The organism is Butyrivibrio proteoclasticus (assembly GCF_900115735.1).
Taxonomy (GTDB): domain Bacteria; phylum Bacillota; class Clostridia; order Lachnospirales; family Lachnospiraceae; genus Butyrivibrio; species Butyrivibrio proteoclasticus_B.
On the sequence record NZ_FOXO01000040.1, the window covers coordinates 1 to 22,474 of the forward strand.

Below are 22,474 nucleotides of genomic sequence, written 5' to 3' on the forward strand. Positions count from 1 at the left end.
GTCTATGTCGAGCGGAAGTTTTATTTGATGATTTAAGGAAGAAAGGCTATAATTTCCTTGTAAGATTTTATTTAGTAGCATAAATATATTTTACAGCAAAAACCAGGCTTTTCGAAGCCTGGTTTTTGTGTTTTGGGCATAAAAAGGGAGCTGAGCACTAATTACTTAGTGCGACAGCCCCTTTTATTAAAGATGCTACACAAAGAAAAAAGGAAGCACCTGGCTCTTACCTGCTTCCTTTTCCATGATAATAATAACATGCCCTAAATAGGGGTTTCAATAGACAAAACGTCGCAATCCATGGATTTTCTGTCGCAATCCGTCGCCATGCGTCGCAATTTGTCGCGCATATTCGTTGCGGATATATTTCGGATATTATCAAAGCCCGAAAACTCTCTTTACGTCTTGCTCTAATTTCATTGCAGATCTGCATTTTTGAGTTACTTCATTCCAGTTCTCAGCTACCCTATCGCCAAGTATGGAGTACGTAAGCACATTTTTCTTATCGCCGCTTACACGAATGCCGTGGTAACTTTTTTTCTTCGCTATAATAGTTCTCCATGGATCCTCTCGTGTCTCAATACCATCCATGTCATCATATGCAGCAACCACCCAGGTATCTGTGCTGTCACATGGGATAGTAATTGCAATCCGGCTCATATCTTCAGCTCCAAGTGCAGATTTAAGAAGCTCCTCTCCGTGCTCCATCCTAGCTTCAATTCCATTTTCATGGCTTTCGCAGGGAATGATTACCGGACATTCCGCACCATGCTTGTCACAATAAAGAGGAAACACTTTTCCCTTATTTTCACATACTGTTGCATCGCAGAGGCAATGTGCTTCCTTTTCTTTTCTGATCACGTCTCCGTCCATCTGTATGACAATGGCATCAATTTGGGGCTGAATCGCCTTCATCAGCGTGTAAACAGACTCTGTTTCTTTACACCATCTCCATACGCCTTTCCAGCCATTTCCAAACCGCCCAAGCATATCTCGCTCCGGCTGAAGTGAAAGATATCGGTTGGACTCGCCTGTGATTCTGTCTATTACCGCCTTTAGGACAAGATAATCTGTAGGGCCTTCCGAGACTATTCCTATAACTTTACTCATAACAACTCCGGAACGCCTCCTAATACTCCGTTTATCCAAAGCCTCGATAAAGGCTGATTCATCTTAAGAAGTTCATCCGAAACCTGCACTCTTCTTATCTCAACATGCCCTTGCCTGTTTCTTTCTGTCGTAAACAACCTGATATCATCATTTGAAATATCCAGCCCATCAAGAACAAGCGGATTATGGGTGGTTATAAATACGGTCTTACCCTCTTCGATTATTTTCTGGCTGAATATTTCCGTAACTTTACGCGCAAGCCTGGGATTCATGGCATGGTCAAAACTGTCTATTGCAAACATCTGCGGTGCTTTCTCATGCATAGCCAGTGCCAGCATAAACAAAACATATAGTGCGCCTTCGCTTGCATCATAGCCTGTAAATGATGTCGTATCTTTCAGATATTTATCCTTAAATTCGATGATCTGCTGAGTTGTAGGAACACCAGGGTTAAGGATTGTTTTCTTTGGTTTGCTGACCTTAAATTCTGATGCCCAGTCAATCAGTTCAAGCATATCCTCCATGTACATTGAACCAAACATGTAATCTCCCTCATCCTCATGAAGAAGATCCTGTATTGCCTCTGCAAGCCTTCCACCATTTAGTCCAATAGGATTGATCTGCACCGGATCCGCAACTGTTCCTCTTAGGGTTAATGTGTCAGGCTGATAAATTCCATAGTTTCCTATATACCTGGCTGCTGTAGCATATTCTTTTGCTGCAAGTAACTCAGATATCGTAAAATAACCAATCTTATTGTTAAGCTGCGCACTTGTTCTGTTACTGCGTCCATACACAGCTTCACCGTCACAGGAAACACTTTCTGCAAAATACTTCCATGAATCATCATCGTTCGGAACAGTTAAATGACTTACGTAATCATAATCATGCCCATCCAGTTTCCATTCCAAAGCGAAGTCAACAGTTTTGGATTCCTTTTCAATAGACAAAAACTTAGATTTGTATAAAGCAGAAGTGCTAAGTCTCACCCCTTTCCTCTGCAGACTACTTGAATTAACCCTGTCCGTCATAGCTGCACTAAGGACACCTATTGCCTCGAGCACAGAAGATTTTCCGGAGCCATTAGCGCCAATAAACACATTGACCCTGCCTGACTCAAACGAAACATCATATAACGACTTGAAGTTCTGGATAGTTATTTTTCCAAGTTTCATTTCGCTCATTTAAAAATGCTCCTTTTTAAGAAAAATGCCTTATCTAAATTCAATATCAGTATATCACTTTTTGGCAAAAATTGACTATCTAAATTTTTAGTATTCCTTTGTTTAAGCCATTTTCAGGAATTTAAATAATTAAAAACATGCCGGTAATGCATTATCTAAATTCAAGTTAGATACTACCTTTTTTTCAAAAATCACTCATCTAATCATCATGAACGTTTATATCCGCAAAAACATTCCGCAAATTATCAATATGCAATCGATAATTTGCGGCATTCTTTCTTTTCACCACATCCTACTGCTCCCAACACAAGAGCCAGTGTCAACGCACTCATCATTACTCTTTTCATACTCATTGCCTTCATAGAACTGAAAGCACATCCCATGGTGGGGTCTTAAACAATTATTCATTTCATCCCTCATCCGGCTTCTGTCCATCATGTGCCTTCCACGCACACTCTGTCAGGGCTATGTTTGTAAACTCTGCGGTAAAAGAGCTGTCTTCCGGCGAACATGCATATATTCCAAATCTCACCTTGCCAGCACCCTCATGCATATGGCAAACTCTCATCTGTTTCCACTTATTTCCATCATCTGAGCACTCGATACAGTAATCATCTTCTCTGCGGCTCAGCCTATACCACATAGACTTCACTGACGCAGGAATCTCAGTAGTTGCCCAGTCAGAATAACCGTGGTTGGTAACAACTGATCCAAGGTGCTGGAACTCCTCGTTCTCATACTCAATTGAGCCCTTAAGCCAGTTCTCACTATCCAGGTACATCACAACTCCGCACTGATCAAAGCGGTGATGGCTGTCAGCAAAATCTGTTTTCACCACAAAGGAAAAGAACTTCTCCTCTGTCTCCATTTGAAATACAGGAGCATTATCATTCCTGAAATGATAGTACGTCCTCTGCCACAGATCTGTATGTGGCAATGTCATCACAGTAATCTTATCCTCTGTCACGCTGTAACTCTTCGGTTCTCTGGTCCAAGTGAATTTCAACATATCTCATTCTCCCTCATCCGGCAATTAAAAACTGTGCGCTCACAGTATACCGATTTAAGTTATCCCCTTCGCTGCTAGCTCCTGAATCCAAAACTGTCTTGGTTATCTTATATGTTCCAGGTTCAAGCTTTCCGTAAAGCCATTCCCAGTTAGTTTCAATCTCAGCTTCCCCATTCTTTGGAATATTGTAGCCGATATCAGTAAAAACTCCGTCTTTAACCGTAGGCACGCCAAGAGTGCTGGCTTCAACCGCTTACGGTTCACTCACTGTGCTGGAAGCAACTCCGTCATCTGCCACTTTATTGTTTCCACAACCTACAGCGGCAATCGTCATAAGCATTACCATAGCAACACATAATCTTTTCATACGGATCCTCCAACGCTTAGTGCAATCACTCATCCTCCAGATCCCAGGGATCTATATCAAGCTCTGCCTTGATACGAGTCTGCTTGCCTTCTTTATTCTGGAACGGGAATTCAATTATCTTCTTTTCCTTCTCAGCAACTATTCCCAACTGCTCATTCAGATCCAACTGTGCCAGCTGCTCTTCTGTATAATCATCCAGGAAAAGACAATCCGTATCCCAGAAACATATATCAAGATATTCACGAAGATCCTCATAGCAGTTAACCAGATACTCAGCAGTTTCCTCCAGTTCTTCGCCTTCAAAATCTCCCTTGTAGGATTCAAGGGCTGCTTTTTTAACTACACTGCGGTCAGGCTCAGGAATTCTTTCTACTGTGCTGAGTTCCTCGTCATCATCAAAATCAACTCCGAAGAAATCATCCTCGTCATCGTCATAGTCTTCATCAAAATCCTCATCGAAACCATCTATCATATCATCCTCAAGACCATCGAAAAGACCATCTTCAATATCCTGGTTGATCATATCCACTTCACCGATCTCGCTCTCAATGATGCTGTAGAGAACATATTCCGTTGTAAGATCCGGCACATATTCCTTCTTTGCCTTGAGAAGCTTGTAAAGTCCAAAGAACTTCTTATTTGCCTTTTCCAAAGGATAATTATCCGGCAGATAAGACATGGAAACAGCTGCTGCAAATTCATCATCAAGCATAAGCTCTTTTAAATCCACAAGCTCATCAAAACTCTTCGTAGACGCACTCTCATCAAGCTCGCCTCTCTGAGCCATTCCCCAGACAACTTCATCGAGAATAATATCCTCCATGATCTCCATGAGCCTGTAATTTACAAATTCAGTAATTATCTTATCCGCTTTTTCATCCCCAATAGGATTCGGTAATTGAAGCATTCTACATTTCCTCCTTTGGCCACTCTGAGCCAACATCTAATCCATTTTCTGTAAGCCATTCGTCTTCTACTGACACAAATTTCTCATTGCCGGCATCATCCACAAGAGTAACTGACACCTTGGGCTTTTGGCCTAGCTGCAGTTCTTCGCAGCCATAGTCCCCATCAAAAATCTGCTTTATTCTCCACATATCATCCCCATTATTTCTCTATTTCGCTCCAGCAAGTTGTAAATACCATCCTCAGAAAGCACTCCCCGCTTTATATCTGCAGGAATCTCACCGCTCTCATCTGCAGCAAAATCTTCTTTCCATTTCTTGCTGGAATAATACGCTTCCAACTTCTCAATCTCAGGCTGAAGTTCTCTGTACTCCTCAATAGCCTTCTCAAAAGCACTCTGTGTCTGCAGAACCTTATCAAAGATCTCTTCCATCTCAGATATATGCTTAAAATCCTTCCCCATTAACGCACATCCCTTCGGTCCCCACACACCGGAGGGTCCTCCCTACAATAGCGCCGCTGGTCTTTTCTCATATAAAAAGGTCAGCGGCTTCATATATGTCATTTACTGAACATATCCATTATACCCCCAACAGTGCTATTCATCACACAAAAAAATGGACTGGAACACTCTCCAGCCCACCTGTAAATCTCTCCTGTAATTACATATTCAGTATCTCCCACGGCTCCGAAGTCAAGTACTTCTTAAAAAGCCCTTCCCTTTTGGCTATCTAAAGCAATGATACAACGCTCTAAAATACGCTTCATAATCCTGATTGTCTGAAAGGCCAGACACTTCACCATCCCCAGCTTCTATGATTCTCCAGGCACCATCCTGAAGTTCTGCATAATCTATAGTATAATATGGACTATCAAGTTTTCTATACTTCTCCATCAAGTCTCTAGGAGGTTCAGAGACATAATTACCCTGCCCGGAATTTCTGCTAATAGTAGCTATCTCATGATTAATGTAAAATACCCGGTATTCATTGGTCCTTTCTCCATATCTTTTTAGGTCCAGACATTCCTTAATGCAGATTCCTCCTGTCAACAATTCTCCTCGGTACTTGTAGAAAACCTCCATCCATTTATCAAATTGGTCCTGCGTGATAGTCTGATCAAAGAATCTCGGGAACTCCGTTCCCTTAACAGATTTCACATAGTCTTTTATCATAAACCTGTCGAAATAATGCTTAATCTCTTCAACATCTATATGCGCATGAAGCGGATACATAAACATCTTTGCTGTATCCGCTTTAACATACTCATATATATTAGGAAAGATATGCATCAGTTCATACTGCTTGGGAGTAGTAACCAGCCTTATGTTTTTCTCAAGAAGTTTCTGATAGAATTTCTCATATTGATCAGGCTTCATCATCCATCCGCGATATACTGCAGTTATTTCGCTATCCGGAGCATATCTGACAACAAGCTTATTATTGTTAAACCACTCATCATATCCAAATAGAGCCACATCAAATAATCCTGTTGCTACTACTGCCTCATATTCTTTTTGTAAATCCTCATCCACCTTATCAATATCAAAGTAGCTGGATGGAAATAAAATCATATCTGTGATATCTCTCCTCTAAACTTCATGGTCTTAAGTTTAAAGCCTTCTCCCATATATTCATTATTCTTGTAAGAGTTCTTTCTGAGAAACTCAAACTCATCACATATTGGCAGGAAAGAGTCTATCTCAAAATAGACAACCAAGCCTCCAACATGGAACTCGTTCTTTCCTCCAACACACTTCCATCCAAGTACCTGGACAAGCTCTAGTCTGTCTGCATCAGGTATTGGAAACACTCCATTTACTCTCTGTATTGATGCTAACTTTCTCATTTCTTTTTCCAACCTTTTACTGTATTAGTTCTGCCGAACTTTCAGGTAGCCAGGTAATCTTGTCAACCCAGTTATCCTTTATCTCATTCACTTTCACGTAGGACTCACCTCATTTGAAAATCCGACTATTACGGCAAGGCCCTAAAGGTGGACCCCATCTGATTTTCACACCACCTCCGGATTAGTGTGACGGCGCACATTCCGTTTAATTAAATGTTAGTCCTATGCTCATATAATGTCATTTAACCTGTGGTTGATTATTACATTATCTGCGGCCTAATGTTAGTCGCGGGGGCAGGAGTCGAACCTGCTATCGCTGAGGTTATGAGCCTCGCATGGTAATTCCGTTCCACTTCCCCGCAATATAAACGACTCTACAGAGAATCGAACTCTGATCTCCGGATAGACAGTCCGGCATAATAGCCTTTATACCATAGAGTCATATAAGTGGACGCACGGGGATCGACCCCGCCATCTCTGGATTGCAAAGCCAGCGTCACCCCATTGCGACTTCCGGCCCTTATATGGCTGCCTTGTTAATGACGTTTGGCATTTAAACTTCCCGCGTCATGAGAAGCACCAGTCGAAAATGTGCGATTCGAACGCCGCCTCTACGTCCCAAGCGTAGCGTGCTACCATTACACCACATTCTCGAAGTTGCAGAAGGCCGTGCCTGTGGCCTTCTGCTTTATTAAATTGATTTGCATTCAGAAGTAAGGAAGTGCCTGCTTTCTCTCTTCTGATAGGGCAACCGAGAATCGAACTCGGATCAGATGTGTATAAGACACCCGCTCTCACCATTGAACTATTGCCCACTAATAACTTTGGTATAAAAAAAGGACCTATCCACTTTGGGACAAGTCCTAAAACCCTAATCTTATTCCGGTGTGCCTGTTTGCCAGTCTAACATCGGACTTTACCACCTGTCCCGGTGTACTTATCTATAGCTAAAGCTTCTGTTGATGTTCCAAATGTGGGCGCATCAATAACAAACGTATCAACTGCGAAGTCGTACGCCTTGGTCACTGATATGCCTATGAATTTAGAAGTCATCATCTGTCTCATTGAAAGCTTTTTACCTTAACCTTTCTCAAATTTTTTAATAATCTTGATTAACAAAAAAGGAAGCGACCGCGTATTTACATTGATGTTTGCATCAAAATAAATAGGACAGGCACTTCCTATGTATTTACATTAACACCACACCGAATATTTGTAAAGCACTTTTTATTTTTCTTCAAATTTTTTTAACAGCTCCATAGCTTCAACAGCGTATGCGTAGCCATCCGGTGCTAATCTCTTTATCTTAGAAAGCTTATTGTATCTTTCTACAGGTATAGATCTCTTCAGGTATTCTTCCGTACTCTCTATTCTTTTTATTTCAGAGTCTGTCAATACACATGCTGCTGTATACATAACCTTGCAAGCTCTAGTCACAGCCATCTCGGCAGAAAACTTTCCATCAAATATATGATTAACTATCGCTCTGATGCCTGACAGATAAAGTTCATAATCCTTGCCTATCTGGCCTCTTCCCGCTATACAAGCTGATGCATCTATAGTATCTAAAAGCGCATCACGGTAGGTTATATCTTTTTCTCTATAAGATATTTCCGACTGGACTGTTGCCATGTAGGAATCATGCACATCATTGAAGTTTTCAAATACATCAAACAGACATGAGACATCATACATCTGCTTAATGATTTCAAGCTCTTTATCTATCCCAAATGGAATGCCTGTGGTATATGGAGCAAATGCCGTAAGCTTATCACCCATAATACAGTCAGCTGTCGGCATTGTAACATTTATGTAGGGCTCCTCAGTTATCAGTAGCGGACTCTTTATCGGCTTTTGAATAGTCCTTGCGTAGTGATTCTCCTCAAACAGAATATCAAGTAATATGTAGAACTCTCTTCCGTAAGCAGGTGAATCATATGTAAACTTATAGTGCCTTTTCTCTATGCTACCTGCTCTTTTTCTCTCCTGCTCTTCCTTCGCCTTGAAGGGAATGATCTTCGATGCCTCTTCAATGTAATGTTCAAAGTCAGTCCCAGGTTCAACTATAATATCAATATCAGTTGATAGCCTCATAGGAGAATCCAGCAGTAAAAGAAGACTTGTCCCGCCTTTGAAAATAAACGGAAGGCCTACTCTTGCAAGAGCCTCTAGCAGCCCAAGCGCATAAATACTTCGCTCAAGTATTGTTTTATCTACTTTCCTTGAGCCTCTTACCTCCTCGATGTGCTCAAGCGAAAAGTTCTGTTCTGATAGCATTAATCTTCTCCCAACAATTTAATATTTGTATGTTCTTTTATATAATTAACGAGTTCGTCCTTCCTATTTCTACGGCGTGCATATCTGAGCATCTTGGTCTGGTCAACGTTATACTTCTTGAAAATAGTTTCAAGCGTTTCAGGATAATCTCCCTTAGAAATCATGCTCATAAGCGCTTTGTTTGCAAACATTTCGACGATAAGTTTCTCTATAGGAGCCTCATAGGCGTCAATCTTCCCTTTAGGGCTCTCGCTAACTAAACGCTCTACAATAATACTGTCAGTCTGTAAATAATACTGAAGTTCCTTAACCGATGGTCTTAATAGCATCTTCCCACCATAATCATCAGCTAAAGACGAATACACAAACTCACACCCGTCGTTTTCCACATCAAGGAATATCCTGTTATGTGATACCAGATGGTTTAAGAACTCATTGAACCAGGCAATCTCCCATACCTGAAAATTCAAATATGGATACTTCTCCTTTACATCCTCGATCAGCTTCTTGGCTTCATCTGAATAAACTGGCTTGTATTCCTGTTTACTACTCTCCTTGCGAACATAGTGATTATGCGCGATTCTGACTATACTTCCGCCAACAAGCATTGCCTCCATCAGATTACGCATATCAGATTCCTTGAAGTCTTCCCTAGTACTTGAAGCAGCATCAAACACATCCCGCCTGGTAAAGTTATCTTTATTTATTTTGTCCAGAACAATGCTAGTATCCACCGATATCACCTCTTCTCTATAAGCAAATCCCCTTTACCCATGTTGGCAAAAATTTGATATTTTGCCAATATGGGTACATTAATAATATCGGTTTCTGCACTAATTATCAATACCCATATCGGCAATTTTTTATTTTTTTGCCGATATGGGTATTAGATTATTTCATACCCGCAATAACAATTATTGCATCTGGACACTCATTTGTCATTTAACCTGTGGTTGACGCTTTAAACTCTCTTAATCATCTCTCTAAACAATTCATTAAGCGCAGTTCAGTCCTTACTTCGTTTGTTTAGTGAAACATATTTACTCGTTGCTATCGCTCCGTTTCTTAGAAATACTATTATAACCGCAAAAGCAGATTAGTTCTTCCCCTTTTCATCTCCTCGTTTTCCGGTTCTACCGACAAGACATAATTGATTCTACCAAGAAGCTTCCTAGCGTATGATTCTCCGCTTTCACATAATCCAAGCCTCTTAACATGCTCATCAATACCGTATTTCTGACAGTAAAATAGTTCCTGTCTGATTCTCTTCTTGTACTCAGCAGGAACAGATGCCTTCTCATTAACAACAATTCCGGTAATTTCTTTCCGTTGTCCATTTCTCAGCACCACTGTTTTTCTGGAATTTAGGAAAAACCCTTCTTTGAAAAGCTCCTCTTTTACAAAAGTCTTTACTTCGCTTGGATTAAACTCTCCAGAAAAGGTCAGGTCATCGCAATACCTGGTATAAGAGATATTTCGTTTGTCACACCAATCACCCACGCGGTTATCGAAATCTCTCATGATTATGTTAGAAATAGCGGGAGAAGTTGGTGCCCCCTGAGGTGTGGTGTGGCTATAAACACACAAGACAGAAAGAAGCACTCTGTTTGACTCTGAGTATTTCTCTGATGAAAACACTTTTTCTTTTACCGTTGGGTACGTTATGTGATCAAAGAATTTTCGTACATCAAGCTTCATAACCATCGGCGCACCCACGTGAGGTCTAGCATTAGCCCTTGTGCTTCCACCTGGTCTGTAAGCCATTGCGTAAGGTGAGATTTCTTCGTAGGCAAGAAGATTTCTCGCAATGCTCTTCTGTACAGATTTCATGAACTTGTCAGGAACATGCAAAAGCCTTTGTTCTCCATTTGCCTTTGGAATCATGACATCATGATAGTGTTCAGCCACAGAGTTACTTAATGTATACAAGGCCCTCGCAGAGTAACCAAGATCATGACACAAGGAGGAAAGCTCTCTGTAAACAACCATATTAACTTCCCTCCCTTCTCTTGAAATAGCGGAACAAAACAGTAAGAATATCGCTGCTGTGGAGCTGTAGTTTAGCACGTGAAGCGTGCCTCCTACTACAGTGGAACAGCTGCTATTATAATGTTACAAATATCTTTTCCGAGTAACGACTCGCTACTCGTGCCAACGTTTGTTGACTACGCTAGAGTTCCGCTAATTACTATCATATCAGTACCAAATCAAATAATCTATCAACTGTCAGTTACATTTACACTTTTGCCCCAAGGTGCTATGCACTCTTTAGTAAAAAGCCACAACACAGGAATGTTACCCGCTACCTCCTGGTCTGGGAAAACTCCTTCACCGTCTGTTATTATCACAATACTTGTTGGCGAGGCATTGCCCGAAGTCTTTTTAATAAATCTAAATACGCTCTCATAATCAGTCCCTCCTCCACCGCGAGGTCTAATTTTTACTATATCTTCAACACTATTAAAAGCTCTTGCCCCGTGAACTGTTATGTCAAAAAAGGCTACAATCCCGGTGAGCGCACCATTAAACTGATCCAACGCCTGGTGTATTTCTTCATAAGCCATGGACAACATCTCATCAGAAATGGATCCTGAGGTATCCACCATAAAATAGACATCCTTAACCGTTTCCTTGCACACATTATAATCTGGCAGAAAAAAATCTCCATCAAGCATTCTTCGGTCCGGCGGGGTAAAAGAGTAATCATTAACCTCCTCCTGCACAAAACAGTTGAGAAGGCTTCTCCAATCCAGGACCTTGACATCCATGCTGGACCAATTTCTTTTATCATTAGCCTCATCCACTCCAGCCTCTTGCGACTGATTTCCACTTCGCAGGCTCATTAAAGCCATCTTAACCTGCTCTCTGTTAACATTCCGGGAGTTAGCTTTAATCTCATCCTGTTGCCCGGCTCCGCTTCCTTCTTCATCTACAGGCACGCCTCTATTGTTGAATTTTGGAAAAAACTCGCCCCATCTGCTACGTGTTCCTCCATAGGTCGGCCCGTTATAAACAAGGTCATCCGGATCCACATCATCGGGATCAAGGATTATTACACCGCACTCACCTCTATCACCCTTCCTGTTCCACCACTCATCGGAATCTATAAGAAGCTGCTTTCTCTTGTTTGTCTCAAATACAGCAGGATCTATCGGCGTATACCTCATGGCATCTATGGCCGTTACCTTTGATCCATGCATAGTAGGCAGATATGTCTCATACCTTATCTTTCCGACATGCGCAATCTTTTCATAGTTCCATCCAAGAACATTCAAATGCCCATTAGCAACTATATCAGCAGCAAAATGATATCTGTCACCGTAGTAATAGGCAGGTCTATCAATGTGCTTCAGTGCTATGTGCATAAGCTCATGAGACAGGATAAAATCAATCTCAAGGTCTTTAAGATTCTTAAGCCAATCTGGATCAAAGTAGATGCAGAAACCATTCGTGGATATTCTCCACACATCTTTGGTTGCGACAAATATCATGTTATATAGCGGAGCCGCAACTTCTTTGTACATGTGGCTTAACCTAAAGCGTGATTCCTGAATTTGCCTCTTTAGTTGTCGTTTTCTTTGCTCAGTCATTGCATCTTATCCCTAATAGCAGTCTGATACACTTCGTTCTCTTCAACTATCTCTTTTAACTCTGGAATCTCAACATAATCTCTAAGCAGCCTTCGTCTGAACGCCCACGGAAGCTTACAGGAGTATGCTATCGAATTATCAATTTGTTCCTTATCCTGACATTTCTTGGCGTAATCCACCATCATAGATTTGAGGGCAATCTGCAGTTCTTTTTCCATAGGAACGTCTGCCTCTCCCTTCCTGAAAATATCCTTCATTGAAGGAAGTCCGGCATAAATATCAGTCCAGGTTCTGAAGTTGCTACCACTCTTTTCTCCCACACACCCAATGATCATTGGAAGAACCGTGTCCACATCATCAGTCACGTAGTTAAGAATATTGCTGACCATTTCCCAGGATCTTGGAGTCGGAAAAGCCAGTTCCATCCCTTCGGATCTGATTAGAGAAGTGCTGCTATACTCAAGATATCCTACGACATACGGATGAATTCCTTTTCTGATAGCCCATTCATGCCAGGCCCCCGTATCCTCTTTTATCTCAAAATGGCAAAGTCTGTTTGCCAACGCTTTGGGCATGTTGTAGGACACAGATCTGTCGGTCACCCTGTTACCGGCAGCAATTACAATACAGTTCTCCGGAAGCTTGTGCTCACCAATTGTCCTATCAAGAGTAATCTGATAGGCAGCCGCCTGAACTGATGTAGGCGCTGCAGTTATCTCATCCAGAAAAAGAATATTCACAACCTCTTCAGACTCATCCATCTGGAAAATCTGAGGCTTCAGCCATACAGCCAGCGTCTTATCCTCATTGGCTGTCGGAATTCCTCTAAGATCAACGGGATTGAACAAAAGAAGCCTCACATCCGTAACTCTTACGTCCTTGCCGGTTCTATTCTCAATTTCATAAGCAACCTGTCTGACTCCCTGAGACTTACCAACTCCGGGCGGTCCCCACAGCATTACTGACGGGAACTCCTTGAAGGCAATTCCGTTATTTATCAGTGATACATAGGTCCTAGACAGCATATACACCATCTGATCCACACTTAATTCTCTTATTCCTAAATCTGCCATATAATTCCTTTCAAGCCATTACACTTTTGATAATTCCCTATGATTCCCTATGATACAAGTATGCACGATAACTAGTCCCATAAAAATGACAGCAAAATGCCTCATCTATTTTGAAAAAGATGAGGCCCTAAACATTTCTATATTTTCTCCAAATATTTCACCGGAACAGCCTTTGTTAACCACACACCGTTTTCCGACAAAAAGAACTCTATTCTATCCTGAGACATAAGACCGCTTTTTATCTTATATACAACCGGATTTCCATGCCTCTTTCCTACATTTACCGCAGTCTCATAATCCTTGGACAAATGCACATATAGCCTTGATTTCGGAATCAATCCCTGCTCATCGATTGATTTCACATACTTCTCTGCGCTTCCATGATAAAGGATCTCCGGAGGAACTACTTTCTTAAGCTCCACGTCCACCAGAATTGAATGCCCCTGATTTGCTCTGATAAGCGTATGATCCTCATTAAAAGTGTATCTCTGCTTATTATCGGCAGCTACTATACCCTCCAACATCTCCATATCGATATAATGTGTCTTTGATATTCCATTGATAAGATCATCCACATCTGCCCAGCCATGTTCATCCAAAGAAATCCCTATTGTCTCTGGCTTATGCCTTAATACTAAGCTTATAAACTTACTTACATCTGTATTGCTCATATGATACGCCCTAACCTCGTCATAACGAAGTGTACTCCATTTATTGTACAAACTTCCTTACCATACTTCCATACTCATCACCAAGCGGCAACTCGTACTCTACATGGATTCTGCTACGAGTAGTCATCTTAGTTTCACCTGTGACCGGATTGAAGCCTTCTTTCTCGTAGTCCTCTTTCCATAAGCCAACGCCTCTCTTTTGCCACGATGGAAGCTTATCATAATTGATTCCTCTGCTAAACAGCAGCTCATTTTTGTAGCTTACTCCCTTACCGCTGAGCTCTGAGGTTGCCTTGTGAACAGATACTCCTTCTTTTTTCAGCATCCAATAGCAGTGTGAATTAAGCGCATTTCTATTGGCATCCTCTTGTCTCCATCGGAAGTAATCCTCTACTCTTTCCAGATTTGGAAGTGGCACCATTCTGCAGTCAAAGGTGGCCACCATACCAAGCGCCAGAGAAATAGCTGCGCTAGCCTCACCAGCAAGAGTCGAATTGAATTTTCTTACTTTCCTGTCAAAAGTATCCTCATCCTTATCAAACAAAAGAGAAATCTCATCGCTTTCAGTAAAAGCATAGACCACTCTAAACCCGCAATCCATAAGTGTCTTGGTGGTATTAACCATCATATCTCTAAAACGCTCATCGAAAGGTGCTTCAAACTTACAAACCTCTTTTGTCAGTTTAGTAAAACCTCTTCCATCAAGCCTTGCGACCATGTACATATCAGGAAGCAGAACCTGATCAAGCGATTGCTCATAGGTTCGCATCTTAGCATCTAACTCATCAAAAATCATTATCTACATCCTTTCTCGGTACCCAAAGTAGATTTCCATTATGCCGCTCTTCAATATTGGAAACAAAACTCTCGAGTCTATTCAAAAACTCATCTTCTTCGCAATTCCATAATCTATCAGAATCCGGCACTATATCCATCACCAACTGTCCAAACCTTAAGTCTGGATACTTTTCCCATGTCTCTGCTAGCTTGTCCAAAAAGGGCCTTATTCTCTCATGATTCCTTATACTTAGCTTCCTCAAACTTTCTTGTAATAGTATCTACGATGTACAGTTTCTGATTACCATAAGCTGTTCCATCTGAATAGGTTGAGAAGAGATCCAGCGTCAACGTCCCACAAGCATCAAGTGGTTCCTCAACAGGGGTATGTCCTACCACCTGGTAAAAGAGGTCATCTCTGAACATCCTTATGAAAGCATGCTGCGGTCTTACCCATATTGGAGAACTGTTTCTCCATAAATCCTGCATTCCCATACGATTGACCTTAGCAAGGATATCCTCAATTTCTTTCATATGATATCCACATTCATGTAAAACAAAAGTCTCAGCAAGTCCTGCATGGCTAAACAACACATCATCTATCTTGTGAACAAACTTATATCGATCTTCCAGTGTTCTCTCTAGCTTAGTAATCCCTTCAATTACAGTTTCTCTTGCAACTACAGAGTAACCTGATTCCATTGCATCCCACAGATATGAAACATCATGATTACCATAGCACCAGATGGACTCATTGTGCTCTGTGCCAAATGCAGCCGCCCTATCCAACGTCTCCCTATACAATTTAAGATTATTTCCCTGTCCCCAATCATCAACCAGATCACCAAGAACCACAATGTCATCATATGAACTCTTATCAACTTTATCTGCCTTATCAAAAATCCAGGGCTTTAAATGCACATCTGGAATTACTAATACTCTGCTCAAGCCTTTTTCCCTCTTTCAGAAACAATCTTCTGTTTTAGTTCCTGGCACTTACGTTCCAATTCATCACGATCCGGCTTTTCCGCGGAACGGATCTCATCAATAATCTTACTTGCTAAATCATCAGGAATATCACAATAAAATCTTCCTCCAAGATTCAAATCTGCCACAATCATCACCCCTCAAGCTCTTCGTACTTCTTGCACAAATCCATAATTTCGCGTATTTTTCCCATGTTTTCATCAAGGAATTCATCAGCAGAATCAAACGGAAAGCTATTCAATAGCTCTAGCCTGAATTTTGCTAGCTCATAGCCCTCTCTCATTCCCTCAAAAAATATTTCCTGGATCAAATTTCTAAGCTTATCATCATCATAACTACGGATTTCTTTGGCAAATTTTTTCTGATCAAGCAGCTCCCCCAATTCAGCCTTGGTTATTGGAGTTTTCTTACTTACTTTTTTAGGCATTTTATATTCCTTTCAAATATCAGTATTCCCTTGGGGAACCTAATCATTTAAACAGCTGATACTTCTTACTGATGGAATGAGCGATATCATCTGGAAGCGGTCTAAATCCAATACATGTAAGTGTCCTACCAACACCATTTTCATCCACTTCCTCTGGTTCAAGCTCAGTAAGGCAGTTGTCCTTAATCAAAAAATAATCTTCATTTTCCTTAAGCCCAAGCTCTTCCGCCATTGTCACAGCTTTCATAAGCTGATTTCTGTTTTTTGCTTCGCAAATAGTCTTAGTAAATATTCCAGAAAACCACTGTTCATACACATCTGGGGCAATATCCACGTCAATCTCATAAGCTTCTATTTCACCAGTATCAAATGATAACCTTTTATGGGTTCCACCATGTAATATCATATGGGATATAAAAGCCATACTTGCATGACTTACCTGTGCCGCCAGTTTACCAGCCGACATATTCAAATCCTTACGAGCTATAATAAGCTGTCGCATTATAATCACCTCTCAAAATTCATACTCTTTAATATACTTTTCCAGCTTTCCCGGAGTCAGTATTGCTAGCATATCGTCAACAGTCTTGTCATTGCCTATAGCCTTAAAGCCTGCCCAGCTAAAAGGATCTCCTCCAATAGTTTTTGCAACAGCCTTCCTGTCATGATCATATTCCTCGTACAGATGCCTTGCGTAAATCATCATGTTCTCAATCTTAAATTTCATTTCTGAAATCTGCCAGTCGTAGTACTTAAGAATTCTAGCCTAAAACGGAAATTTCTTAGTAAGCTCATGGAGGTCAATTCCTTCGAAGTAAAGTTCCGTTATCCTCTTTACAGTAAACATCTTATTCGTTGTAATCTTGTGCATCGCCACATATTCAGGAGACTTTATCTTGATTCGGTTAAAAGAGCTATCAACCACAACAAAGCCTTCCTGTCCCACATCATCGCCATGCCCCTCATTAAGCTTAATTGCGGCATTAAGACAATCATCCAGAGAAGTCAGCTTGTAGCTCTTTGGTCTTGCGAAGCCTCCCATATCAGCATCAATCTCTTCACCGGTGCTATTATTACGCGCTGTCAGGTAAAAGAGCTGTGGCAGCTCATACTTAATAACAATCTGTGTCATAGGCGATACAAGTTCAAACATATATGTATAATCTTTATCAAGCTTATCAAGCGGAATATCCCCATAATTAATAGCTTTCACAAGAACGTCTTTGAAGGTATATCCAACATGCCACGATATAATTGCATCTTCCACATCACAGGTAGAGCTGGTAGCATACCTCCACTCTCCATCATACCAGTACAGCTTAATAAGGGAGCCATCCACCTTCTCCAAAACTCTTGCAGTACTCCAGTCTATCTTGGCAGCATACCTCTCCTGTACATTAAAAAACTTGTCAAAGGGCCAGCACACAACCTTCAAAGCATGAAGATCAATGATTATCCCACGAGCCTCACATACTATTGAATCGGAAAAGTCTGCTTCTGTCGTATACTTAAAGCATGCAAGATTTCCCTTGTGGGAAACGCGAATCAGCTTATCCGAAAGCTTCTCTTCCCATGTATCCTGATTATCCTTTATAAAACCTAATATCTTAGAATTCATTAGCACGACTCCCTAAACTCAAAACAACATATACTTAATTCAATCGTACTATTCTAAGCCACGCCTGTCATTTAACTACTAGTTGAAAGCATCAATCCCATAGATGCCAGAACCATTTGGAAAACAATGCAAAAGCTTTATCCTTACATTCATCACGATAATTCTCTATTGCCTTGTACTCATCGAAATATTTATCTGATATTTCTTTATACTCAGGAGCGTCACCAAGCATATATACAATGTGTGAACTAGTCTTTTTTTCTCTTTCCTTATCTTCTTCAGTTTTCAGCTTTTCCCCAAACAATCCGTACTTGGCACGCTGATATATGTATTTGACATTCATTCTCCAGCGATACAACTTGTCCTTTACGCTTTCTCTTTTAAAGTCCTTTTTAAACCAACATGGAGCACCTGTCTTCTTAATCTTTTCCATCTTTTTCTCCATAAAATAACAAAAAGAGGCATGTGAAACCGAACTTCCATGCCCCGCGTACATAAGATACAAGTTTTCTGCAAACAGGTGTAAAAAAATGCTCATACGCATCATCACCAATTGTAGCCGCAACTATAAACAATAATTCAATAAAGAATAACCGATAACCAAGAACCACAACTTTAAACATGTATTCTCGCTTAACACTCATCCTGTTATTTATTAACACCTGCTGCACGGAAAAGGTTTTACACCTCAACCTCAAATTCAAAGGTCTGATTGAACTTATCAAGCGCAATCTGCATTTCTGCAATCTCTCCATCAATTCGCTCATACTCCTTGTTAACAGTTTCAAGGTCGTAATTGATGTACTGATACTCAGGAGCTGTCTTCCTTGACGTAAAATATCCAGCACTCACTCTTGTCTTTTCCTGGCGCTTACGCATGGCATCAAGAATGCTCTTTCTCTTGTTGAACTGAGCCATTTTAACAAGTACCGCATCGATGCTCATATCAGCGCCGCCAACCATAACAGTGCTAGTAACGTTTGTTACATTGATAGCGTGCTTGATCTTTACGATCTTAGCATCTATCTCTGCAATCTTAGAAGAAACATCCGAATAGTCATAATCCGGAACAACAGGCTCCTCATCAAGGGAAGCTACGTACACCTGACCCTCCTGCTCCTTGTTGAGGTAAAAATCCTTATCATCATTGAGCCTTCTTAAAACTTTATTTGCATATGCTGATGTCATCTTTGCCATAACAATACCCTCCATAATCAACATTTCCTCGATCTGATAATAAGATTTTATCTGCTGTAGAGATGTTTGTCGCTAAACCTGTGGTTAAGTAATTATAGGCTTTAGCTCTTTAAGAAAGTGCGCATCAAGACCGCGCACTATCTCCACTTCAGAATAACAGTCATGGAATTTCCAAAATTCTTTTCGATAATGGTTTTTATGTCTCTTTGAAGATTCATTCTGTTCCAATGTAATACTACCCTCAGCCGCGGTTTTCCATATTCTCTCCGCAATTTTGCTGCACGTTTCATCCCATAGTTTTTTACGCCTAAAGCTCCTATCTGGATGAACGCAGACATCAAAGAATCCTGTCTTCATACCTTCAACAATTGCATCACAGAGAACCAGACACTCTTTCTCCTCTAATTCTTCCTTGCCCCAGGAGAAGGAATATTCATCATTACCTACTTCTGCCATGTGCTGACCAAGAGCCATGAACTCTAACGCCTTTTTAGACTTTAATTCTCTATAATACCCATCTCTGTCATATGACGGAAAGTATTCAATCTCCAAACCTATATGAACATCGACCTTGTTTTTATATTTTTCTTTAAGGTGCAACAGCCCATTAATATATCCGTCTAGACCTTCATATTTCATGCGCCCCCTAAACGGATCTCCCGGAAATGGTGCATGATCAGTAAACCATATACCTGTAGCCCCAAGTTCAATAGCCTTTATTCCGTATTCTTCATCCCCTACTTCTTCTGCATGGCCACATCTGTATGTGTGTACATGAAAAATGTCAGTCGATTTTATTTCAATCATCATTCTCTAATCCCGCAGCAAGTTCTACTGTATAGTTCCAAAAATCATCATTGATAAGAAGCACCACTCCCATGTAATTAAGATCTCTATTAGACATGTCAGTTCGCATTATTGAATAGAATCTCCCAAAAGAACCACTGTCCTTTTCTATCATTCCATAAATATGCTCCCAGTCTTTATCCCGTACAATCAAAAACTGGTTATTCTCTGACACCAATTCTTTTTGAGCCTTAGCTGATTTTTTAGACATTTCGCAGTACTCATCATCCGTCAACAGACTGTCGAGGAATTGCCTCGAACTTGCCAAGGCTTCCTCACATTCCTTCATGGATTTCTCTGAAGCGGCTGTCGGCGATATTTCCACTGAATGAAAATTGATTTCAACTTTCATACGATCATAATCCACAGTCCTTGCTGCATTTCCTCTTACTTCTATTTTTCCCATGATGCTCCCTCCTAATACGCTGACCTCCACTGAGGTATTGAATCATTGCCTATACAACCATTCTAAAGACGTCAACCGCAAATTGCATTCACCGTGTAGTTGAAAAAAGGACCTGGCATATAAACGCCAAGTCCTTCCAAATTCCTCGTATAAAGGAAGAAGAGGACTTTCGTCCTCTCCTGTCATGTTATGTACGAGAATGTCATCAATGTGACATCCAAACAATATGCTAAGTCTTACAAGATTGTCAGCGTTTGGTAAGCACTGGCCGCGCTGCCATTTATAAATGGCTTGCTCCGATTCGAGTCCCAAAGCATTTGCAAGATCAAATACTCTCATATGTTTTTCTTTGCGAAGCTGTTTGATACGATCACCAGTTGCCTGCATGTCTACAAACACATCAAAAATGTCCATGGTCGCCTCCTTCTATAAAAAAGAATCTTCAACGCCATCCCGTCTGCATATATTACCATAATTCAAACAGAAAATAAATAAACCTGTGGTTTAATTTTATACAACATCCTTCAGCAGTCTGTATATAGCAACTCCATCCTTAAGTCCAAACTCATGAAGTGTCCCAGTATACAGTTTTCTTGATGTCTCACTCTTGTTATTGGAAAAGAACTTAACAATATTATCAGTCATTGGCTTATACTGGGTATCCTCAAGAAGCTGCGATATCTTCGCTCTGACAGCATTGGCCTCCTGGATCTTGCCGAATTCAACCTCAATATCAGCCGTCTGCATCTTATCACGGATAAGCCTGCGCCTCTCAATATCCTCTGGATCAGTAAGCTTTTCAAGGCCATGTTCTATGCTGTCGCATACAACAAGCTTTGTGCCCCTAAGACTGTCATTAACACTGAAGAAATCAGATATTGAATCAAAGCCTTTATCCCTTGAAATAAGAGCAATCTGTCCATTGCCCAATGCACTAAGCCGTCCTGCTTCCGTAGCAATATAAAAATCCAGCGCATTCTTCCTGGATGTCTTTAGTTTATAAATGGTAAACTGACATCCGCTTTCTCTAATTGGTTCCATGTATTCCTTAGCAATCTTCATGCAGGAAACACTGTAGAAAATAATAAGGTGATCGTTCTCATTAAGATAGTCAACCCCCTTCAATCCCTGGAATCCCTGTACATTTTCATAATCAACTAATATGGTAGCCATAATATATCTCCTTCCACCCTATTGAATCTTTGATCAAACTTTCTCTATAAACTATTATCCATATCAGGTGTACTATAAAACTCCCTATTCAATCCCACCAGAATTGCCATGTATGGAATCCGATTATTCCCTCAGCCGTACTTGGATAGTCCGTATAAAGATCTCCATCTGCAATCATTAGCATCTTAGAAGCATACTCTATGTCAGCTTTCGCCATTAATGGTTTTCTCAAATAATATGTCATCCGATCACGTCCAACATACATAACTCTTGCACCAAATCTTTGATATAGCTCTTTGGCTAGCGCAATGTGATACTTAGGCGCCGGACATGCATTAAATCTTCCAAATGGAAACCACCCCAAAATCTCCCAAGGCTTCTTTACCGGAAGCAAAGCAAATTCCAGCTCTTCAAAATAAATAAAAAGCGGAGCATAATCATATGTCATTTCATCCATATCAAAGATGCCAAATTGTTCTTTTTCTGTAGCATTAGCAAAAATATTTTCGTATTCTTCTGAGACTGGCGGAATCAGTCTTTCCAGATATTCATCTATTTCCTCCTTAGACTTAAAGCAATCAAGACGATAATCATATAATAGTCTTCCAAGCCAAACCTCAAAGCAACTATATTCAGTCTGCTTGATGGTCCATTCTACATCTTCACGGTACTGTTCCTTGGTATCGTTGACCCGATTATGCCCCATGCTCATTCTGAACCATTCATTATCCATCTCCTTGTTGATAAGCACAGGATATATTCCCTGTCTCTCATATTCATTCAATAGCTTCACATACAGTCTGGCATTCGCAAGATTATCCTCACTAAGGTTTCCGGTACTTATTGCCGGTATACATTTAATCTCAAGCAGGTCTGTTAGCTTTTTATACATAGATGCCTCCACAACTCTAAATCCTTACGTACAACAGCTAATATGATTGTAATTCTTCCAAGGTCTTCACGCATTCAACGCTTAGTTGAAAGAATTGTCTGATATAATTATTCTCA

General features: G+C 40.7%; 32 protein-coding genes and 3 tRNA genes. All 35 read right to left on the reverse strand.

Translation table 11 applies throughout. The features are described from left to right. Positions 1 to 378: 378 nt before the first annotated feature. Positions 379 to 1,110 (reverse strand): hypothetical protein, encoded by a 732-nt coding sequence (locus tag BM146_RS16970; RefSeq protein ID WP_074891632.1) that lies wholly within the window; start codon positions 1,108 to 1,110, stop codon positions 379 to 381. Continuing rightward, positions 1,107 to 2,294, reverse strand: a complete 1,188-nt coding sequence (locus BM146_RS16975) for an AAA family ATPase (protein WP_242949430.1) — start codon at positions 2,292 to 2,294, stop codon at positions 1,107 to 1,109. Before BM146_RS16975 ends, BM146_RS16970 begins: the two co-directional genes overlap by 4 nt. A gap of 409 nt (positions 2,295 to 2,703) precedes the next feature. Beyond that, positions 2,704 to 3,303: a DUF1349 domain-containing protein gene (locus BM146_RS16980; RefSeq protein WP_013281275.1), complete on the reverse strand. Its 600-nt coding sequence runs from the start codon at positions 3,301 to 3,303 to the stop codon at positions 2,704 to 2,706. Between the two features lie 13 nt (positions 3,304 to 3,316). Next, the gene (locus tag BM146_RS16985; protein WP_074891634.1) at positions 3,317 to 3,532 is read right to left on the reverse strand and encodes an immunoglobulin-like domain-containing protein; all 216 of its coding nucleotides are present in this window, start codon (positions 3,530 to 3,532) and stop codon (positions 3,317 to 3,319) included. A gap of 163 nt (positions 3,533 to 3,695) precedes the next feature. Beyond that, positions 3,696 to 4,577: a hypothetical protein gene (locus BM146_RS16990; protein ID WP_074891636.1), complete on the reverse strand. Its 882-nt coding sequence runs from the start codon at positions 4,575 to 4,577 to the stop codon at positions 3,696 to 3,698. A gap of 1 nt (position 4,578) precedes the next feature. Then, entirely contained in the window at positions 4,579 to 4,767 is a 189-nt protein-coding gene (locus BM146_RS16995; RefSeq protein ID WP_074891638.1) for a hypothetical protein, read from the reverse strand. After that, on the reverse strand, positions 4,755 to 5,066 hold the full coding sequence (locus BM146_RS17000; RefSeq protein WP_242949431.1) for a DUF4298 domain-containing protein: 312 nt from the start codon (positions 5,064 to 5,066) through the stop codon (positions 4,755 to 4,757). Before BM146_RS17000 ends, BM146_RS16995 begins: the two co-directional genes overlap by 13 nt. A gap of 237 nt (positions 5,067 to 5,303) precedes the next feature. Beyond that, positions 5,304 to 6,149 (reverse strand): ATP-grasp domain-containing protein, encoded by an 846-nt coding sequence (locus BM146_RS17005; RefSeq protein ID WP_242949432.1) that lies wholly within the window; start codon positions 6,147 to 6,149, stop codon positions 5,304 to 5,306. Further along, entirely contained in the window at positions 6,146 to 6,424 is a 279-nt protein-coding gene (locus BM146_RS17010) for a hypothetical protein (RefSeq protein WP_074891642.1), read from the reverse strand. The genes BM146_RS17005 and BM146_RS17010 overlap by 4 nt, the downstream gene beginning before the upstream one ends. A gap of 286 nt (positions 6,425 to 6,710) precedes the next feature. After that, a tRNA-Ile gene (locus BM146_RS19665) sits at positions 6,711 to 6,786 on the reverse strand. 222 nt (positions 6,787 to 7,008) lie between these two features. Next, positions 7,009 to 7,077, reverse strand: a tRNA-Pro gene (locus BM146_RS19670). Positions 7,078 to 7,167: 90 nt separating this feature from the next. After that, a tRNA-Ile gene (locus tag BM146_RS17015) sits at positions 7,168 to 7,238 on the reverse strand. 89 nt (positions 7,239 to 7,327) lie between these two features. Further along, on the reverse strand, positions 7,328 to 7,450 hold the full coding sequence (locus BM146_RS20215) for a hypothetical protein (protein ID WP_278308525.1): 123 nt from the start codon (positions 7,448 to 7,450) through the stop codon (positions 7,328 to 7,330). 201 nt (positions 7,451 to 7,651) lie between these two features. Beyond that, positions 7,652 to 8,701, reverse strand: coding sequence for a nucleotidyl transferase AbiEii/AbiGii toxin family protein (locus BM146_RS17020; protein WP_074891644.1), 1,050 nt, complete (start codon positions 8,699 to 8,701; stop codon positions 7,652 to 7,654). Further along, positions 8,701 to 9,435: a DUF6577 family protein gene (locus BM146_RS17025; RefSeq protein WP_074891646.1), complete on the reverse strand. Its 735-nt coding sequence runs from the start codon at positions 9,433 to 9,435 to the stop codon at positions 8,701 to 8,703. Before BM146_RS17025 ends, BM146_RS17020 begins: the two co-directional genes overlap by 1 nt. A 343-nt stretch (positions 9,436 to 9,778) precedes the next feature. After that, positions 9,779 to 10,690: a reverse transcriptase domain-containing protein gene (locus BM146_RS17030; protein ID WP_074891648.1), complete on the reverse strand. Its 912-nt coding sequence runs from the start codon at positions 10,688 to 10,690 to the stop codon at positions 9,779 to 9,781. Positions 10,691 to 10,920: 230 nt separating this feature from the next. Continuing rightward, positions 10,921 to 12,291 carry a DUF2201 family putative metallopeptidase gene (locus tag BM146_RS17035; RefSeq protein WP_083413628.1) on the reverse strand — a complete coding sequence of 457 codons (1,371 nt, stop codon included), beginning with the start codon at positions 12,289 to 12,291 and terminating at the stop codon, positions 10,921 to 10,923. After that, positions 12,288 to 13,364: an ATP-binding protein gene (locus BM146_RS17040; protein WP_074891652.1), complete on the reverse strand. Its 1,077-nt coding sequence runs from the start codon at positions 13,362 to 13,364 to the stop codon at positions 12,288 to 12,290. The genes BM146_RS17035 and BM146_RS17040 overlap by 4 nt, the downstream gene beginning before the upstream one ends. Positions 13,365 to 13,501: 137 nt before the next feature. After that, positions 13,502 to 14,035: an RNA 2'-phosphotransferase gene (locus BM146_RS17045; RefSeq protein WP_074891654.1), complete on the reverse strand. Its 534-nt coding sequence runs from the start codon at positions 14,033 to 14,035 to the stop codon at positions 13,502 to 13,504. A gap of 40 nt (positions 14,036 to 14,075) precedes the next feature. After that, complete coding sequence (locus BM146_RS17050) at positions 14,076 to 14,831, reverse strand: tRNA(His) guanylyltransferase Thg1 family protein (RefSeq protein ID WP_074891656.1); 756 nt, start codon at positions 14,829 to 14,831, stop codon at positions 14,076 to 14,078. Next, positions 14,821 to 15,030, reverse strand: a complete 210-nt coding sequence (locus tag BM146_RS17055; protein ID WP_074891658.1) for a hypothetical protein — start codon at positions 15,028 to 15,030, stop codon at positions 14,821 to 14,823. The genes BM146_RS17050 and BM146_RS17055 overlap by 11 nt, the downstream gene beginning before the upstream one ends. A gap of 16 nt (positions 15,031 to 15,046) precedes the next feature. After that, positions 15,047 to 15,760, reverse strand: coding sequence for a metallophosphoesterase (locus BM146_RS17060; RefSeq protein ID WP_074891660.1), 714 nt, complete (start codon positions 15,758 to 15,760; stop codon positions 15,047 to 15,049). Beyond that, positions 15,757 to 15,927: a hypothetical protein gene (locus tag BM146_RS19675; RefSeq protein ID WP_177201724.1), complete on the reverse strand. Its 171-nt coding sequence runs from the start codon at positions 15,925 to 15,927 to the stop codon at positions 15,757 to 15,759. Before BM146_RS19675 ends, BM146_RS17060 begins: the two co-directional genes overlap by 4 nt. A gap of 5 nt (positions 15,928 to 15,932) precedes the next feature. Next, entirely contained in the window at positions 15,933 to 16,226 is a 294-nt protein-coding gene (locus tag BM146_RS17065) for a hypothetical protein (protein ID WP_074891662.1), read from the reverse strand. 43 nt (positions 16,227 to 16,269) lie between these two features. Next, positions 16,270 to 16,728, reverse strand: a complete 459-nt coding sequence (locus tag BM146_RS17070) for an aminoacyl-tRNA hydrolase (protein WP_074891664.1) — start codon at positions 16,726 to 16,728, stop codon at positions 16,270 to 16,272. Positions 16,729 to 16,740: 12 nt separating this feature from the next. After that, positions 16,741 to 16,953: a hypothetical protein gene (locus BM146_RS17075; protein WP_074891666.1), complete on the reverse strand. Its 213-nt coding sequence runs from the start codon at positions 16,951 to 16,953 to the stop codon at positions 16,741 to 16,743. A gap of 39 nt (positions 16,954 to 16,992) precedes the next feature. Then, positions 16,993 to 17,844 (reverse strand): RNA ligase, encoded by an 852-nt coding sequence (locus tag BM146_RS17080; protein ID WP_074891668.1) that lies wholly within the window; start codon positions 17,842 to 17,844, stop codon positions 16,993 to 16,995. A 91-nt stretch (positions 17,845 to 17,935) separates the two neighbouring features. Then, positions 17,936 to 18,277 carry a hypothetical protein gene (locus BM146_RS17085; RefSeq protein ID WP_074891670.1) on the reverse strand — a complete coding sequence of 114 codons (342 nt, stop codon included), beginning with the start codon at positions 18,275 to 18,277 and terminating at the stop codon, positions 17,936 to 17,938. Further along, the gene (locus BM146_RS17090; RefSeq protein ID WP_074891671.1) at positions 18,264 to 18,488 is read right to left on the reverse strand and encodes a hypothetical protein; all 225 of its coding nucleotides are present in this window, start codon (positions 18,486 to 18,488) and stop codon (positions 18,264 to 18,266) included. Before BM146_RS17090 ends, BM146_RS17085 begins: the two co-directional genes overlap by 14 nt. Before the next feature lie 37 nt (positions 18,489 to 18,525). Continuing rightward, positions 18,526 to 19,041: a hypothetical protein gene (locus BM146_RS17095; RefSeq protein WP_074891673.1), complete on the reverse strand. Its 516-nt coding sequence runs from the start codon at positions 19,039 to 19,041 to the stop codon at positions 18,526 to 18,528. Between the two features lie 84 nt (positions 19,042 to 19,125). Next, positions 19,126 to 19,851: a PHP domain-containing protein gene (locus tag BM146_RS17100; protein ID WP_074891675.1), complete on the reverse strand. Its 726-nt coding sequence runs from the start codon at positions 19,849 to 19,851 to the stop codon at positions 19,126 to 19,128. Beyond that, positions 19,841 to 20,293: a hypothetical protein gene (locus tag BM146_RS17105; RefSeq protein WP_074891677.1), complete on the reverse strand. Its 453-nt coding sequence runs from the start codon at positions 20,291 to 20,293 to the stop codon at positions 19,841 to 19,843. Before BM146_RS17105 ends, BM146_RS17100 begins: the two co-directional genes overlap by 11 nt. Before the next feature lie 42 nt (positions 20,294 to 20,335). Further along, on the reverse strand, positions 20,336 to 20,707 hold the full coding sequence (locus BM146_RS17110) for a helix-turn-helix domain-containing protein (RefSeq protein WP_074891679.1): 372 nt from the start codon (positions 20,705 to 20,707) through the stop codon (positions 20,336 to 20,338). Positions 20,708 to 20,803: 96 nt separating this feature from the next. After that, complete coding sequence (locus BM146_RS17115; protein WP_074891681.1) at positions 20,804 to 21,466, reverse strand: PIN domain-containing protein; 663 nt, start codon at positions 21,464 to 21,466, stop codon at positions 20,804 to 20,806. A gap of 88 nt (positions 21,467 to 21,554) precedes the next feature. Next, entirely contained in the window at positions 21,555 to 22,358 is an 804-nt protein-coding gene (locus tag BM146_RS17120) for a DUF4253 domain-containing protein (RefSeq protein WP_074891683.1), read from the reverse strand. Positions 22,359 to 22,474: the final 116 nt, after the last annotated feature.

What these genes read in the sequence shown, in the direction of transcription:
- BM146_RS17120 (WP_074891683.1), bottom strand. Translation starts at nt 22,358, where the DNA reads ATGTATAAAAAGCTAACAGACCTGCTTGAGATTAAATGTATACCGGCA.
- BM146_RS17070 (WP_074891664.1), bottom strand. Translation starts at nt 16,728, where the DNA reads ATGCGACAGCTTATTATAGCTCGTAAGGATTTGAATATGTCGGCTGGT.
- BM146_RS17105 (WP_074891677.1), bottom strand. Translation starts at nt 20,293, where the DNA reads ATGGGAAAAATAGAAGTAAGAGGAAATGCAGCAAGGACTGTGGATTAT.
- BM146_RS17110 (WP_074891679.1), bottom strand. Translation starts at nt 20,707, where the DNA reads ATGGACATTTTTGATGTGTTTGTAGACATGCAGGCAACTGGTGATCGT.
- BM146_RS16990 (WP_074891636.1), bottom strand. Translation starts at nt 4,577, where the DNA reads ATGCTTCAATTACCGAATCCTATTGGGGATGAAAAAGCGGATAAGATA.
- BM146_RS17095 (WP_074891673.1), bottom strand. Translation starts at nt 19,041, where the DNA reads ATGGCAAAGATGACATCAGCATATGCAAATAAAGTTTTAAGAAGGCTC.
- BM146_RS17020 (WP_074891644.1), bottom strand. Translation starts at nt 8,701, where the DNA reads ATGCTATCAGAACAGAACTTTTCGCTTGAGCACATCGAGGAGGTAAGA.
- BM146_RS17045 (WP_074891654.1), bottom strand. Translation starts at nt 14,035, where the DNA reads ATGAGCAATACAGATGTAAGTAAGTTTATAAGCTTAGTATTAAGGCAT.
- BM146_RS17115 (WP_074891681.1), bottom strand. Translation starts at nt 21,466, where the DNA reads ATGGCTACCATATTAGTTGATTATGAAAATGTACAGGGATTCCAGGGA.
- BM146_RS16995 (WP_074891638.1), bottom strand. Translation starts at nt 4,767, where the DNA reads ATGTGGAGAATAAAGCAGATTTTTGATGGGGACTATGGCTGCGAAGAA.
- BM146_RS17080 (WP_074891668.1), bottom strand. Translation starts at nt 17,844, where the DNA reads ATGAATTCTAAGATATTAGGTTTTATAAAGGATAATCAGGATACATGG.
- BM146_RS17030 (WP_074891648.1), bottom strand. Translation starts at nt 10,690, where the DNA reads ATGGTTGTTTACAGAGAGCTTTCCTCCTTGTGTCATGATCTTGGTTAC.
- BM146_RS16970 (WP_074891632.1), bottom strand. Translation starts at nt 1,110, where the DNA reads ATGAGTAAAGTTATAGGAATAGTCTCGGAAGGCCCTACAGATTATCTT.
- BM146_RS17050 (WP_074891656.1), bottom strand. Translation starts at nt 14,831, where the DNA reads ATGATTTTTGATGAGTTAGATGCTAAGATGCGAACCTATGAGCAATCG.
- BM146_RS17035 (WP_083413628.1), bottom strand. Translation starts at nt 12,291, where the DNA reads ATGACTGAGCAAAGAAAACGACAACTAAAGAGGCAAATTCAGGAATCA.
- BM146_RS17040 (WP_074891652.1), bottom strand. Translation starts at nt 13,364, where the DNA reads ATGGCAGATTTAGGAATAAGAGAATTAAGTGTGGATCAGATGGTGTAT.
- BM146_RS17005 (WP_242949432.1), bottom strand. Translation starts at nt 6,149, where the DNA reads ATGATTTTATTTCCATCCAGCTACTTTGATATTGATAAGGTGGATGAG.
- BM146_RS16980 (WP_013281275.1), bottom strand. Translation starts at nt 3,303, where the DNA reads ATGTTGAAATTCACTTGGACCAGAGAACCGAAGAGTTACAGCGTGACA.
- BM146_RS17010 (WP_074891642.1), bottom strand. Translation starts at nt 6,424, where the DNA reads ATGAGAAAGTTAGCATCAATACAGAGAGTAAATGGAGTGTTTCCAATA.
- BM146_RS16975 (WP_242949430.1), bottom strand. Translation starts at nt 2,294, where the DNA reads ATGAGCGAAATGAAACTTGGAAAAATAACTATCCAGAACTTCAAGTCG.
- BM146_RS17065 (WP_074891662.1), bottom strand. Translation starts at nt 16,226, where the DNA reads ATGCCTAAAAAAGTAAGTAAGAAAACTCCAATAACCAAGGCTGAATTG.
- BM146_RS17100 (WP_074891675.1), bottom strand. Translation starts at nt 19,851, where the DNA reads ATGATGATTGAAATAAAATCGACTGACATTTTTCATGTACACACATAC.
- BM146_RS17075 (WP_074891666.1), bottom strand. Translation starts at nt 16,953, where the DNA reads ATGAAATTTAAGATTGAGAACATGATGATTTACGCAAGGCATCTGTAC.
- BM146_RS17085 (WP_074891670.1), bottom strand. Translation starts at nt 18,277, where the DNA reads ATGGAAAAGATTAAGAAGACAGGTGCTCCATGTTGGTTTAAAAAGGAC.
- BM146_RS17090 (WP_074891671.1), bottom strand. Translation starts at nt 18,488, where the DNA reads ATGAGTGTTAAGCGAGAATACATGTTTAAAGTTGTGGTTCTTGGTTAT.